General features: G+C 48.7%; 15 protein-coding genes. 12 read left to right on the top strand and 3 right to left on the bottom strand.

What is annotated here, in order from left to right; all coding sequences use genetic code 11:
* Positions 1-105 precede the first annotated feature (105 nt).
* From A3842_RS22600 to corA, 7 genes are all read left to right on the top strand, one after another.
* A complete protein-coding gene (locus A3842_RS22600) occupies positions 106-306 on the top strand; it encodes a hypothetical protein (RefSeq protein WP_074084257.1) in 201 nt (66 codons plus the stop codon).
* A 211-nt stretch (positions 307-517) separates the two neighbouring features.
* Positions 518-1348 (top strand): alpha/beta hydrolase family protein, encoded by an 831-nt coding sequence (locus A3842_RS22595; protein WP_074102812.1) that lies wholly within the window; start codon positions 518-520, stop codon positions 1346-1348.
* Positions 1349-1433: 85 nt separating this feature from the next.
* Positions 1434-2210, top strand: coding sequence for a DODA-type extradiol aromatic ring-opening family dioxygenase (locus A3842_RS22590; protein ID WP_074102811.1), 777 nt, complete (start codon positions 1434-1436; stop codon positions 2208-2210).
* A gap of 307 nt (positions 2211-2517) precedes the next feature.
* The gene (locus A3842_RS22585; RefSeq protein WP_074102810.1) at positions 2518-3627 is read left to right on the top strand and encodes a DUF3048 domain-containing protein; all 1110 of its coding nucleotides are present in this window, start codon (positions 2518-2520) and stop codon (positions 3625-3627) included.
* Positions 3628-3817: 190 nt separating this feature from the next.
* Entirely contained in the window at positions 3818-4435 is a 618-nt protein-coding gene (locus A3842_RS22580; RefSeq protein ID WP_074084261.1) for a DUF47 domain-containing protein, read from the top strand.
* 12 nt (positions 4436-4447) lie between these two features.
* On the top strand, positions 4448-5437 hold the full coding sequence (locus tag A3842_RS22575) for an inorganic phosphate transporter (RefSeq protein ID WP_074084262.1): 990 nt from the start codon (positions 4448-4450) through the stop codon (positions 5435-5437).
* 170 nt (positions 5438-5607) lie between these two features.
* Complete coding sequence (corA, locus tag A3842_RS22570) at positions 5608-6567, top strand: magnesium/cobalt transporter CorA (protein WP_074102809.1); 960 nt, start codon at positions 5608-5610, stop codon at positions 6565-6567.
* A gap of 145 nt (positions 6568-6712) precedes the next feature.
* On the opposite strand, the gene A3842_RS22565 is transcribed toward corA, so the two are convergent.
* On the bottom strand, positions 6713-7276 hold the full coding sequence (locus tag A3842_RS22565) for a hypothetical protein (protein ID WP_074084264.1): 564 nt from the start codon (positions 7274-7276) through the stop codon (positions 6713-6715).
* Positions 7277-7704: 428 nt separating this feature from the next.
* On the opposite strand from A3842_RS22565, the gene A3842_RS22560 reads away from it, so the two are divergent.
* From A3842_RS22560 to rlmD, 4 genes are all read left to right on the top strand, one after another.
* Positions 7705-7995 (top strand): YerC/YecD family TrpR-related protein, encoded by a 291-nt coding sequence (locus tag A3842_RS22560; protein ID WP_020428424.1) that lies wholly within the window; start codon positions 7705-7707, stop codon positions 7993-7995.
* Positions 7996-8769: a sirohydrochlorin chelatase gene (locus A3842_RS22555; RefSeq protein WP_074102808.1), complete on the top strand. Its 774-nt coding sequence runs from the start codon at positions 7996-7998 to the stop codon at positions 8767-8769. It begins immediately after the preceding gene.
* Positions 8770-8925: 156 nt separating this feature from the next.
* Positions 8926-9819: a diacylglycerol kinase gene (locus A3842_RS22550; protein ID WP_074084266.1), complete on the top strand. Its 894-nt coding sequence runs from the start codon at positions 8926-8928 to the stop codon at positions 9817-9819.
* 279 nt (positions 9820-10098) lie between these two features.
* Positions 10099-11682, top strand: coding sequence for a 23S rRNA (uracil(1939)-C(5))-methyltransferase RlmD (gene rlmD / locus A3842_RS22545; protein WP_074102807.1), 1584 nt, complete (start codon positions 10099-10101; stop codon positions 11680-11682).
* Positions 11683-12107: 425 nt separating this feature from the next.
* Here rlmD and A3842_RS22540 read toward each other — a convergent pair whose 3' ends face one another.
* Together A3842_RS22540 and A3842_RS22535 are read right to left on the bottom strand one after the other, a co-directional pair.
* The gene (locus A3842_RS22540) at positions 12108-12359 is read right to left on the bottom strand and encodes a colicin E3/pyocin S6 family cytotoxin (protein ID WP_074102806.1); all 252 of its coding nucleotides are present in this window, start codon (positions 12357-12359) and stop codon (positions 12108-12110) included.
* Positions 12360-12888: 529 nt separating this feature from the next.
* The gene (locus A3842_RS22535) at positions 12889-13764 is read right to left on the bottom strand and encodes a hypothetical protein (protein ID WP_074102805.1); all 876 of its coding nucleotides are present in this window, start codon (positions 13762-13764) and stop codon (positions 12889-12891) included.
* A 255-nt stretch (positions 13765-14019) separates the two neighbouring features.
* Between A3842_RS22535 and A3842_RS22530 the strand changes: the two genes are divergently transcribed.
* A partial coding sequence (locus tag A3842_RS22530; RefSeq protein WP_371916017.1) for a PHP domain-containing protein occupies positions 14020-14937 on the top strand: 918 nt, incomplete at its 3' end.

The following is a 14937-nucleotide window of genomic DNA, read 5'->3' as shown; positions in this document are numbered from 1 at the left end:
AAGGACAAGCATTTCTCTGCCCGGGATGAATAATCCGTTTGGAAGAGTGAACACTGTTAATGGTTCGGCTTCACCACTATGGCTTCAAGAAAGGTAGGGAGCGTTATGGATACTGATAACAGAGAAGAGACAGGCAAATTCGTGGGTGACGGCTTCGCGCCTCCGCTTGCAGGTGAAGTGGGGGATTGGGGCAATTCCGACGGATTCAGCTTATGGGATTCTGAGCTGGATACGCCTGAGAATGGCCTGGAAGGCTGGCAGGGCAGACGGAAAACGCATGATATGTTTCACGAAAGCTATGAATAAATAGTAAATGAAGTGCAGTTCCTCCAGTGCTGGGCCTCTTTTGCTCCATGCCGAGCAGAAGGGGCTTTTTGCTAAGCCTGCACGGCTGTTTATTCCTGCTGCTTGTTGACAATAGGAAAGCAAAACGTATAATGAAGATATTAATCTGACTAATTTAATCGGGATAATTATAATTTAAAATAATGTGCCTTTTTAGAGGAGGGCTTCAGCAATGGAACGGAATATTATCATTCGTCATCACGGGGAAGAATTAACAGCCAGCATCCATTATCCATCGAGGGAAAAGGGAAGCTCCGGACGCTGCAAGGAAAGGGTGCCGCTTGCGGTGATCTGCCATGGATTCGTCGGCAACCGGATCGGAGTCGACCGGATTTTTGTCAAGGCTGCCCGCGAGCTGGCTTCTGACGGATATATGGTAATCCGTTTTGATTATGTGGGCTGCGGGGAGAGCAGCGGGAACTATGGCAGTGAAGACATGGAATCGATGATTGCCCAGACCCGGGCCGTTCTCGACTATGGCATCACCTCCGCCGATGTAGATCCTCAGCGTGTGACGCTGATCGGGCACAGTCTTGGCGGTGCGGTAGCCCTGCTCACCGGAGTGCGGGACCGCCGGGTCAAGAATCTGGTCCTGTGGGCGGCGGTAGGCTACCCGTTCAATGATATCGTAAAGATCGTGGGCAGGGAAGCTTATGACCGTTCGGTGAAGAGCGGTTCATCAGATTTTTCCGGCTATTCGTTTACACCGGTCTATTTCAACTCACTTGCCGCTTTTCAGCCATTTCAGGAAGCCGGCAAATTCAGCGGCGATGTGCTGGTGATTCACGGAACTTCTGATGATGTAATCCCTGTGGACTACGCTTTTCTCTATCAGAAACTGTTCTGGACACGCCCGGAGGGCCGCTGCGACAAAGAAGTGATTTTTCAGGGGGATCATACCTTCTCATCAGGTCCGGCGCAGGCCCAGTTGCTGAAACGGACCAAGGATTGGATGAATCAACAGGAGCATGTGCAGGAAGAATGGCAGAACTGGATGATTTAGGGTTTGTCCTCCGCTCGCATTAACTCAGAATAAGCGGTAAAATAAAAGTGCAGACCATATACTGGGTTATGGAGGTGGGCACCCTATGAAATTACCGGCATTTTTTATTGCACATGGCTCTCCGCTGCTTGCCCTTGAGAATAACGAATATACCCGTTTCCTGGAACGGCTGGGGGCTGATCTGGGGACACCGCGCGGCATTGTAATCTTTTCTGCGCATTGGGACAGCCCTGAGCAGTTGATTACAGTAGATGGACAGCACGAAACCTTGCATGATTTCTATGGATTCCCGGACGAGATGTATTCGCTGACCTATCCTGCACCTGGGGATTCCGCACTCAGCCGCCGAATCTCCGAACTCTTTACCGCGAACAATCTTCCTCACCAGCCGGTGCTGGGACGGGGGCTTGATCATGGAATCTGGGTCATTCTGAAAAAGATGTTCCCGGCTGCCGATATCCCTGTAGTGGCCTTGTCTGTCGATTCCTTGCGTTCCCCGGAGGAGCAGTATAATATCGGCAGGATGCTGGCTCCACTGCGTGATGAGGGTGTTCTGCTGATCGGAAGCGGGGGGCTGGTTCATAATCTGCGGCTGCTGAAGCAGGACGACCAGCCTGAGCAATGGGCGCTTGACTTCGATGCCTGGATAGCCGCCGGCCTTGAAGCATGGAACCTGCCTGCACTGTTCGCTTATGAGAAAAAAGCGCCGCATGTACGCGATGCGGTTCCCAGCTATGGTCGGGAGCATTTTGTGCCGATCTTCTATGTAATGGGAACAGCTGATGAAGGCAGGCGCGCACAGCTCATGATTCAAGCCTACCAATACGGGACGCTTAGCCTGAACTGCTGGATGATTGACTAAATTACACATACGATACATGAGGGATGCAGCCTGAAGAGGGGCTGTGTCCTTTTTAAAATTTATGAATGTATATGTCCTGAAACGGATACCTTCTTAAAAGGACGGCGAAGCCGTTTCCACTTGATGCGGGAATCAAGACAAATGGACTCCGCTATGATTAAATGGAAGAACGAAGCCAGTTTTATTACGTAGAAGGATCAGGATGAAAGGCTCCATAAAACTAAGCGCATGCTTACGAAGCCAGTTTTATTGCGTAGAAAGATCAGGAAGCAAGGCTCCATAAAACTTTTAGGAGGAAAAAATACATATGACCCTAAGCCGTTATTCATCCCGTCTAATCTCCGGCTGTCTCCTTGCGGCCCTGCTGCTCTCTGCCTGTGGAAATCAGGATGCGGAGAATGTTCCTGCGCCTTCACCTGCAGCAGTGCCTACCCTTGCGCCATCCCCTGCCGTATCTGCTGATCCGTCACCGGAAGCCAAGCCTGTGATCGGGGGGATCACCTCCGGGCTGACCGGGCTTCCGCTGGAAGAGAGCATTTTGCCCCGTCCTTTGGCAGTGATGATCAACAATGCGCCGGCTGCACGGCCGCAGTCAGGAATCAGCGAGGCGGATATTCTGTATGAGGTGCTGGCTGAAGGCGGAATTACGCGGCTGATCGGGATTTTTCAGAGCCATACCGGCGTGGTCAAAATCGGGCCGATCCGCAGCATCCGCCCGTATCTTATCGACATCGGTGAAAGCTATGGCGGCGTGACGGTACATGCGGGAGGGAGTCAGGCGGCGTATGCCATTCTCCAGAAGGGTAAAAAGGACGACATGGACGAGATCGGCAGAGCCGGAGCCTATTTCTGGCGCGACAAGGAGCGTAAAGCCCCGCATAATCTGTACAGCAATGCCGCCAAGCTGCGTGAGGGTGCGGACAAGCTGGGATACGCCGGAACTATAGAGGTTCCCGGGTATCATTTCACAGATCCTGATGATTTACCGGCCGGGGGAGATGCAGCGGCAGAGTTCAATGTCAATTTTCTGCTGAAAAGCTATACCGTGGGGTATAAATATAGCACGGAGCGGAGGACTTATCTGCGCTGGGTGAACGGCAAGCCGCATCTGGATCTGAATGACGGAAATCCGGTCGAGGCGGCCAATGTAATGGTGATGGGGGCTGACCATAAAGTGCTCGACGATGTGGGTAGACTGCAGATCGACATCGAGCTGGGAGGGGAGGCCGTGCTGTTTCAACGTGGACAAGCGCAGAAGGGAAGATGGTCCCGCAAGCCTGGAGATGTAATCCGCTTCGTGAAGAAGGACGGCACAGAGGCGCTGATGTATCCCGGAATTACCCATATTCTGATTGTGCCGAACAGCCCTTCCTTCAGCAGTCATATCGAATATGCACCGATCCCAGGTTCTACCTGATACGGACGCCAAAAGAAGCCGTTAGGATGATTATTTTCACGATTACAGGGAATTGTTATTATAGTGTAAAAAAGTTCGTTTCTTTTACTTCTATACCTTCAATTGATATGATAAGATAACAAGGGTTGTCATTCATTTTCATGCTGTTTACATATGAATGGCTGCATTTTATGTAAAGGGGTTTAAACTAATGAAGTTGAGAAAAAAGGACATATTCTTTGAGACACTGGAAAATATGGCCGATACCATTGTCCAGGCGGCAGATTATTTCGCTCAGAATATTACGACTCTGCGGGATAATGTCGAGAATTTCGCAGCGGTGATGAAGAAATATGAATCCCAATGCGACACGTACACGCACACCGTCATCAAGGAATTGAACAAGACGTTTATCACACCGCTGGAACGCGACGATATTATGGACCTCATCACAAGTATGGATGATGTTATTGATGGTCTGGAAGCTTCAGCCTCACGTTTCTATATGTACAACCTGTTGGACCCGGACGAATATATCGTGCAGTTCGCAGAGATTCTCCGCCAGTCCGCCTATGAAATTCAAAAAGCGGTTCACTTGCTCTCCCAGAAGAAGCTGCTGGCCATCCGCGAGTACACCATCCGTCTGAATGATCTGGAGAACCAGGGCGACGAAGTACTCCGCATCTGCACCAAAGCCCTGTTCGAAACGGTAAAAGACCCGATTGAGCTGATTAAGCGCAAAGAGCTGTACGAGCGGCTTGAAACTACAACCGACAAATGCGAAGATGTAGCGAACATGCTGGAATCGATCATCATGCGCAACTCATAAGGGGCCTGGAATATGGAAACATCAATATTTGTACTAGGTTTTGTGATTGTTCTAGCGCTTGCATTCGACTTCATCAACGGGTTCCACGATACGGCTAATGCGATTGCCACCTCGGTCTCCACCCGGGCGCTTCGTCCACGGACGGCTATTCTTATGGCGGCTTCCATGAACTTTATCGGGGCGCTGATGTTTACGGGGGTAGCCAAAAAAATCGGGGGCAGCATCACCGATCCGGCCCTGCTGGACAACGGGGTAGATATTGTCATAGCTACACTGATCGCCGCGATCATCTGGAATCTGGTGACCTGGTGGCTGGGGATTCCTTCCTCCTCTTCTCATGCGCTTATCGGTGCGTTGGCTGGAGCAGTCTACGTAGGTGCCGGTACAGAGCATATCAAGTGGCATGGCTTTATCGAAATCGTCGAGGGGCTCGTATTCTCCCCGCTGATTGCTTTTGTCATTGGTTATATTGTCATGACGATCCTGAAATGGATCTTCGCCAAACGCAGTCCGCATACCGTGAACAAGGGCTTCCGCTCCATGCAGGTCATTACTGCGGCGCTTCAATCCTTCACACATGGTACCAATGACGCCCAGAAAGCGATGGGGATTATCACCTTTGCACTCGTGACCTCAGGCCGTCTGGACACCATGGAAGTTCCTTTATGGGTTAAAATCGCTGCGGCAACATCCATGGCACTAGGGACGTCCATTGGCGGCTGGAAGATTATCAAGACCATGGGAACGAAGATTTTCAAAATTGAGCCTATTAACGGCTTCGCTGCCGATATTTCCGCCGCTTCCGTTATTTTCTCGGCTACACTGCTGCATCTGCCGGTAAGTACAACACATGCCATCACATCATCTATTCTCGGTGTAGGTTCAGCCAAACGCTTCTCTGCTGTAAAATGGGGAATCGCCGGACGCATTGTGATCACCTGGTTTATTACCATTCCGATCAGCGCGGTATTGGCAGGGATTATTTTTAAGATCATATTCTAAGCAGCAGCATGGCTGCATATCAAGATGTCACGGAAGCCAAGAATGGCTGCGGACATCTTTTTTTGTTGGCTGGGAACAGCTGTATACCATTTGGGGGGAAGGCGCTTCTTGCTGTACAATGGTTAGGTGCAAGATTGAGCAGTGGAAGATGCAATAGACGGGGGACTTATATGATACGAACGCTTGCAGTTACACGTAAGGGTGAGGTGTTGACGGATCTGCCGCTTCAGGACATTACCCTGGAGGATTATGCCTGGATTTGGGCCGATTTTTCCACCCCTACAGCGGAGGAGACCCTGCTGCTGGATACTTATTTTCATTTTCATCCCTTGGCGATTGAAGACTGCATGCATATCCTGCAGCGCCCGAAGCTGGATTATTATGAGAATGTGCAGTTTTTTGTGCTGCATGCGCTTAATGAGCGGACGCTGGAAGCAGAAGAGATCGACCTGTTCCTCAGCAAAGGCTTCCTCGTATCCTATCATCATCAGGAGAAACCGGAGATGGATGAAGCCTGGCAGATGGTAAAGGCGGAAATTCATAGCCGCAAAGGCTGGTCAGGCGGTCCGATGGCTGCTGCGTATACCGTGATGGATAAGCTGGTGGACCGGTATTTTCCAAGCTTGTACGGTTTGGAGGATGAGCTTGCCGATCTGGAGAGCCAGGGCGGCAACGAGTCTGTGGAAGAGCTCATGAGCCAGGTATTCAATGTGCGCGGTCGTCTGCTTAAGCTGCGCCGGACGATCGTGCCGATGCGTGACCTGATGTACCGGATCGTCAATTCGCAGCATGTGCAGAGCAACGGCGAGGAGCGGATCTACTTTGGCGATATTTATGATCATCTGCTGAAGCTGACCGATATGATCGAAGTGGACCGGGAAATGACAGCCGATCTGCGCGACAGCTACATCTCGCTCAACTCCAACCGGATGAACTCGATCATGAAGACCCTGACGGTTATCACAACCGTCTTCATGCCGCTGACCCTGATTGCCGGAATATACGGCATGAATTTTCGGGTAATGCCGGAGCTGGACTGGAAATACGGTTACTTTGGAGTGCTGCTGCTGATGCTGGTGCTCGGCGTGGGCATGTTCCGCTGGTTCCGGCGCAGCGGCTGGTTTAAGTAAAGGGGACATTAGCATTAATCGAGCGCCAGGTTTGACTGAAGCGTACCTTGAGAGGTACGCTTTTTAGGCTGGAGCTTGCAGCTATGCCGCGAAGCGATGTACGGCAGAACCGTTAACGCTATTCGCCAAAAGCGTTAAACGCCGCCTACTTGCGGCGGCGTTTAACGGAGGCGGGGGAGGATTTGCGCCGGCTCTTCGGAGCCGTTTTTTTGCGTGGCTGTGACCCTGAGCGTCTCTTCTTGCGCCGTTTGGGGCCGTAGAGTGCTGCGTCTTCTTCAGCTGCCAGCTCGCCTGCTCCCGAGCCCTTCTTCTTGCCAAAGCTGCCCATGACCAGCTTCACCATCGGGGCCATCTGCTGAAATCCCTGCATGACCTTCTGCACCTTGCCCATGGAATTGACAATGCCGTCGACGCCGCCCAGCCGGTCAACGATGCCCTTGATCTGCTCCATGTTTGCGAGATTTCCAAGATTGCCAAGATTGCCAAGTCCTCCGAGCAGTCCGCCGGGTTTGGCGGCAGCGGCTTCGGCAACGGGGACGGCCAGAGCCGTCTCTGCGGCTGCTTCTGTGCCTAGGGCAGGAAGCATTCCAGATTCCCCATAGAAGGGGGGCTGGGCATATGAACTGATCCCGGGATACGGCGATGAAGGATACGGCTCGGCCAGCGAACGCCCGCCCCGGCGGGAGTGATTATAGTAATGATCAGGCATAACATCACATTCCTTCGTTAGTGGTTTGATATACTGTATGTCATAGGCGAACATAAGGTATAGACGAACGCCCGGTTTACCGGGATAGCAGCGGAAAAGGGCGGATGCCCACCCGCCCGTGCCGGAAGTGAAGAAACCGTGACCATGCTTGATTTTCGGCGCTTATGTAGTACTATAGTTAAGGCGGTAAATCTTGCGGATTCAGAGTAGGAGTCTGAATGCAGGATTAATTTTGTGCGCGTGGGGTGGACGTTTGTCCGTCGATTTCGTTCTTTACAGCGTGAAACCGTTAATGCTTGAAAAATGTGCTCCAGTACAATATAGTAGAGGCAAGATAGTCACTACATTTAGGCTTTTGAACTCTTTTTTTTGAAGGATATCTTATCAGTGATGTCAGCACTGACCAAACTTTTAGGGGATGATAATCGATGCAGCTTAAGAAGCTAAACGATAAAAGTATAGACCAATTATTCGAAGCCATTTTGACTTTAAAAGATATGGAAGAATGCTATGTGTTTTTTGATGACCTGTGCACGGTGAATGAGATTCAATCCCTCTCGCAGCGTCTGGAAGTGGCGCGTATGCTGGGCAAAGGGTCTACATACAATCAGATTGAAGCGGAGACCGGAGCCAGCACTGCGACGATTTCGCGTGTGAAGCGCTGCCTGAACTACGGGAATGACGGATACAAGTTAACGCTGGAACGTTTGGGACGATAATTGATGAAGACGGGCGTACTGATTATCAGTCACGGCTCCCGCGATCAGGCCTGGGTTTCAATTGTCGAGGAAGCTGTAAGCCATGTGGCGCTGGAGGAAGAGATGCCCGTTGCGGTTTCTTTTCTGGAGCTGGTAGAAGGCCGTTTGATTCAGGATGGTATAGATAGTTTGGAACATGCAGGGGTCACAGATATTATTGTGATCCCCTTGTTTGTTTCTTCCGGCAGTACACATGTCGATGAGATAGAGTATGCGCTGGGCGCCAAGCCTGCGCCGGAGAAGGAGACCGACCTTGAACCTTTTGCCGTCAAGGCCAGGGTGCATTACGGCTACCCGGTCGACGACGATCCGGATATAGCTGTTATGATCTGGGACAAGCTGCGAGGGCTGTCCAAGCATCCGGAGCGGGAGACGATTCTGCTGGTGGGCCATGGCAGCGTACATGACGGGTTCCGGCAGCGCTGGCAGCAGGGGATATCCACGCTGGCTGAACGTGTGCGCCGGATTAGCGGTGCAGCAGCGGCGGACTACGGTCTGCTGAACCCGGACAGTGTGCGGAGCAAGGTGGAGTATTGGCAGGAGCAGGGCCATGATGTACTGGTGGCTCCGCTTTTTTTAAGTCAAGGCTATTTCACCAAGCATGTTATTCCCGGGCGGCTCAGCGGCCTGAAGTATGCCTATTCAGGACAGACGCTGCTGCCGCATCCCTTATTGCCGCACTGGATTGAGCAGCAGGTGAAGGTTATGCTGGAACGGATTCGGGAAGGCTGTTAAGAATATTTTGCAGCAAAAAATAGTGTTTCCGGTATTGATTTCATCTCCTGCTGCATACATTGATCTATGCATTCTGCTTGCCGTCATTGCTTGTGTGGTCCCGAATTGGGTATAATCAGTAAAGTTATCAATTATATAAACAGGTGGCGTCCGGTAATGAAAACTGCGAGATTGATCTATAATCCCACCTCTGGTCGGGAAGAAATGAAGAAGCGGCTTGCCGATATTTTGGACCGGCTGGATATTGGCGGCATTGAAGCCTCGTGCCATGCAACAACCGGAGAGGGCGATGCTACAGCAGCCGCAGCGGAAGCCGTCGAACGCGGGTGTTATGATCTGATCATAGCGGCGGGTGGCGACGGTACGCTGAATGAGGTTATCAATGGTATGGCCGAGAAGCCGAATCTTCCTCCTCTCGGTGTATTTCCGGTGGGGACTACCAATGATTTTGCCCGGGCGATGGGTATCCCTAAGAACTGGGAGGATTCATGTGATCTGATTCTGCGTCAGGAGTCGCGCCTAATTGATCTTGGTAAAGCCAATGACCGTTATTTCATTAATATAGCCGGCGGCGGACAACTGACTGAGCTGACATACGAGGTTCCCAGCCGACTGAAGACTATGATGGGCCAGCTTGCGTACTACCTGAAGGGGATTGAAAAAATGGCCAGTCTCTCTCCGCAGGAGCTGTACATCCGCGCGAACGGCCAAGAACTGATCCATGACGAGTTCATGCTCTTCCTGATCGCCAATACTAATTCCGTAGGCGGCTTTGAGAAGCTTGCTCCGGATGCCCGGATTGACGATGGACTATTCGACGTAATCGCGGTCAAGAAATGTAACCTGGCCGAATTTATCCGCCTGGTCAGCCTGACGATCCGCGGTGAGCACTTGCAGGATAAGAAGGTTGTCTATTTCCGCACCGATGCCATGGAGGTTACCTCCCCAGGCTATGTTCAGCTAAATCTGGACGGCGAGCTTGGCGGCACACTGCCGGGCAATTTCAGTATACTGCCGCAGCATCTGCGGATTTTTGCACAGAATAATTGAGCGGGAATCCTTCAATAACGGGAAATACTCCAACTAAATGGGCTGGAAAGTCTCTGTGCGCTGAAATAGTTGGAATTGCTCCATTTAATTCGTGTAACAAGCTCCTCTTTGAATGTCGAGCCGGCGAATTAGCTGGAGTTTTTCCATTTAAGTGCTTCTATAATGACAATGAGATATAATTAGCTGGAGGAATTCCAACTAAATGTATGATATAGGTGCTTCCGAGGACCATAGTTAAGAAGCTTAATAGTGAAGCTAATGAAAGAAGTGAACCCATAGATGAGTAAACAACGCAGTGGACGCAGCGCAAGCCGCCGTGACGGCTCGGCACCTGCCGCCGGACTGCCAGTGAATAAGAATGACGAGGTGATGCTCGATATTATCGGCATGACCCATGAAGGCGAGGGGGTAGGCCGGGTAGAGGGCTTTACCCTTTTTGTGCAGGGCGCGCTACCTGGTGAGAAGGTCCGGGCCAAGGTGCTTAAGACCAAGAAGCAGTATGGCTATGCCAAACTGCTTGAGCTTGTGCAGGCCAGCGGCGACCGGATCCAGCCGCCTTGCCCGATCTACGACCAATGCGGCGGCTGCCAGCTGCAGCATATGGACTACACGGCCCAGCTGGCGTGGAAACGCCAGCTGGTGGTGGACAACCTGCAGCGGATAGGGAAGCTGCAGATTATGGGGGCACCGGGGAGAGGTGCTATAGCTGGAAGCGGGGGTGCAGAAGGAGCCGCGGCGAATCTCACTGCCGGGGCGGAAATTGGGGCGTCTGATGGGGATAACGTGGCGGATGTAAGCGCAAGTGCTGCGGGGGCACAGGCTGACGGCATCATCGTCCGGCCCACCCTCGGCATGGACGAGCCTTGGCGATACCGTAACAAGGCCCAGGTGCCTATCGGCGTCACCGACGGCGGACTTGTGGGCGGATTCTACGCCCGTGGCAGCCACCGGATTGTCGACATGGAGACCTGTCTGATCCAGCATGAACATAACGACGACGTCGTAGCTGCAGTGAAGCGAATCGGCAGAGAGCTTGGCATCTCTGCTTACGATGAAGAAACCGGACGCGGGCTACTGCGTCACGTCGTGGTGAAGAAGGCCTTCCGCACCGGCGAAATGATGCTCGTCCTCGTAACCAACGGCCGCGACATCCCGCATCTGGACGCCTGGATTGGCAGCATCCGTGAGGCTCTGCCGCAAGTGGAGAGCATCTGCCAGAACGTGAACACCCAGCGGACGAATGTGATCTTCGGCAGCGAAACCCGTGTCCTATGGGGCAAAGACGTCATCTACGACTATATCGGAGATGTACAGTTCGCTATTTCTGCCCGTTCCTTCTATCAGGTCAACCCGGTACAGACTGAGGTGCTGTACGGCAAAACCGTAGAATACGCCGGATTGACAGGAAATGAAACGGTAATTGATGCCTACTGCGGCATCGGAACGATTTCGCTGTTCCTGGCACAGCACGCGGCTAAGGTGTACGGTGTTGAGATTGTGCCTGAAGCGATTGAAGACGCGCGTTCTAATGCTAAGTTGAATGGGATAAAGAATGTAGTGTTCGAGGTAGGCGCGTCCGAAGACGTGATCCCGAACTGGAAAGAGCAGGGCGTCACACCGGACGTAATCGTTGTTGATCCGCCGCGTAAGGGCTGCGATCCTAGGTTGCTCGATACGATTCTGGCAATGAAGCCGGAGCGGGTGGTGTATGTGTCGTGTAATCCATCGACACTGGCGAGGGATTTGCGGGTGCTGGAGGATGGCGGGTACAAGACAGTGGAGGTAACTCCGGTGGATATGTTCCCGCATACGGTGCATGTGGAGTCGGTGGCGGTGTTGGTGAAGAGTGGGACAGCGAGTTAAAACCCTCTTATTTACTTGGATTTTTAATGTGATACAGATTAAAAACTTTGGTGGTACAGATAGCGGAGAACAGACTTGATGTAAAACTGATGTGAAAATCTAACGAAATTGAGCCTGATGAAAAAGAAGTAACTTGGCAATTTGAAGTGACCCCGTCAAGTACAAACCAAATAAAAATCAATATTTATTCGTCTGAGTTCGGTAATTATAGGGACTCAGGTTGTTTAGTTTCGCTTGGAAATTTGCAGAGTTATAAAAGCAGCTAATAAAAGTATTGACTTGAGATCCAAAGCGGTAAAATACAAATGATTTTCCTACTTTATTCTTACCCCCGGCCCTAAGCATAAATAAGCCCGCTGGATAGCAGTGTCTTCACTGTCCAGCGGGTTATTATTGTTGGGAACTTTGTGGCCGATCTATTTAACTTATAATACTCGGCCCTTGCCCTTTCCTTTCTTCGGATGTATATCGCCTTCGGCCGTAAGAACGCCTATATGCTTTTTACGACTGTTGTACATCTCGACCTCCCCATGCAGAGAATCTTTGTGATAAAACTTGTCACCATCCGTATATATTCTTTCCTTCTTCCACCGTCTGTTGGTTGGTTCAAGTCCTAATCTCTTTACTACCGGATATTCTGAAAATGGAATATCCTTCCACTCTGTTTTTGCTTTCATTACACTTCTCTCCTTTAGCTGAATGTGAAAAAGCGCAGGAACTTGTCCCTGCGCCATGCCTCCGCAATTTGCGGAAACAAAAAAAGCCCAAGTCGCAGCCGATAAAGCTGCAACTTGGGCTCAAGTGCTAAAGTCATTGTGAGAAGCGGAATTCTAAACGGCAGAGTAGTCAAAAAGCATCCACGTGCAGCTGTAATGACTGCAATCGAATCTCGTGATTATGGTAAAGGCAAGAATCAATAGAAAAACAAAAAAAGCCCCAACCTCAAGGGTTCCATATGGGGCTCGCTTTTTTTGCAGGAACATTAATAAATGAGAAAAAGCCCTCACGGATAATAGGCATAGACCTACTTCGTAAGAGCTTTATTATGCAGATATGTGGTTGGCAAACGCTTCTAATTAATGGCCAGTTAAGGAAAAAATATATTGTCAGTCAATGAATCCAATATATAATCGGATATTAAATTCAGGGGAATCCCTGATAAAATTTAATTCCCCTTACACGTCTATAAAAAATAGACGTTTTATATTACTCGTCAAAATTTTTACAAATATATTTTATGATATTATCCTCTGCTCGTCGTTTCGTAATATGAATCGTAGACTGTGATCTTCCGCGCTCGGAACCAAACTCCTTTTCCGTTATGGCATCCCGTCCGTAGCAGTTTTCTAACGCTTGAATTTGATATTCACTTTTTAAGCACTCTTTATGCATGCCTAAGTTAATAATTAATTGGTAATATTCTTTCTTCTGCTTACGTGTAAGTTCTTGTCCTGATTCCCGCAAATGGAGTGCAATGCGAATCATAGTGTTTCGTGATACTTCAGTGTCCGAAGTTTCCAGTCGAATACGACTGGACATTGCATACTCTTGCTGCAACTGCGCTCTCGACTTCGCTTTGTTTTCATTTACATACTTTTTACGATTCCACATTTTAATTAACCGGCTCTGAATATTCCGTTTAATAAATGGGCGAAGATGGCCTCGGTCATCTACTCTGGGTAAAAACTCACACGCGATTCGCACAATCATTTCAGTTTCAACGTCTGAGGCCGGAATATCGAAAACATCTGTCCAAAACATATTCACTGCATTGCTAATCATCGGGTGAAAGTACCGACAGAATAACATGTATTCATCTTGAGTAACCGTCCCGTTTCTAATGACATGGCCAATCTTGAAAACGCAATGATCACAAAGCAAGGGCTCAATTGTAATGGCAGGTTCGGATTCTGGATATTCAGCAGGATTTAAAAAGGATTCTGTATAAATTTCATATCCCCGTCTTAGTCTGCCGTATAATTTTAAAACTTTACGAAGGGCAGCCCTGGGATCTGGGGCCTCTATCGTTTCACTGACAATGAAATTGGAAATGACGGTTGCTCCCTTAATTTGATAAAGCATTTAATCACCTTTCAGACTCAGAGTATATAACCCAATTGTCTCTTTATTTTTATCTGTTCTGGGCTGAAAATCTATATCATTTTTACAAGCCGGGTTAGAAAGTACTTCTATTTCCATAATCCTCAGTTCCGTATTCTTAAAATAAACCATATTTCGACATGAAAAAATAAAGGGTGTTGATATACTGAAGATATACAACTTATCCAATTTAAAACAAGAAGGTGCAGGATGACAATATCATTAGAGCATAACTACATGAAATTAATAAGCGGTCGAAGAAATTATGGTGAGCTTCGAAAATGTGAGTTTCATATGCATACACCGGCATCACATGATTATGAATTAATACCAGGGAGAGAGTATACGACATTAGAAGTATCCGATATTATTAAATTCGCACATGAGATTGGATATTTTAATGCAGAACAACAAGAACAAATACTTAATGCTGCTCGTTTGGGTGAAATTCATCGTATAGAATTTCTTACCGATTTATCAGAAAAAGGCTACTTATCTTATAAGGAGTATTTATCATATAAATTAATTGCGCACAAACTTTATGAAAGCGAAATTGAAATAGCTATTATCTCGGATCACAACACAATATCTGGATTTGAGAAATTAGAATTTGCAGTAAGTGAGTACTTTATTGAAAGAATAAAGGGAAAAGACAAGCGGCAAAATGCAATAAAGTTAATTCTGGGGGTAGAAATTTCTTGTTCAGAAAAAATACATCTGGTTGGCATATTTGATGAAGCGAAGTATGCTGCCGTTCAAAGTTTAATAGATAATCATATTCCATCTCAAGTAAACGGTACATATGAGACGAGTTTATCTATGATCGATAAGATAAGTGAAATTGGAGGAATTCCATATATAGCCCATATAAATACTGCAGACTTAAAAAATACAACAGGTCTTTATAAACAAACATTGTTTAATAAGGTATGCCTTAATGTTATTGGAATAACTGCTAAAGAAAAAGAAAAACAATTAGCAGTTCTTAGATCACACGGAGCAATACGTCCAGAAGAAAAATTTTGTTTTGTTTTTGAGGGAGATTCTCACCAAATTGAACAGATAGGCAAAAAAAACACTTGGATAAAAATGAGTAAGGCTGGATTCGAATCTTTAAAAAAGGCTTTTTACAATAATAAACTATGTGTATTTATT

The sequence above is a fragment of the Paenibacillus sp. P3E genome, assembly GCF_001909045.1.
Lineage (GTDB): Bacteria > Bacillota > Bacilli > Paenibacillales > Paenibacillaceae > Paenibacillus_AQ > Paenibacillus_AQ helianthi.
The sequence above is the reverse complement of the archived record's forward strand: the minus strand, read 5'-3'. Positions and strand labels throughout refer to the sequence as shown.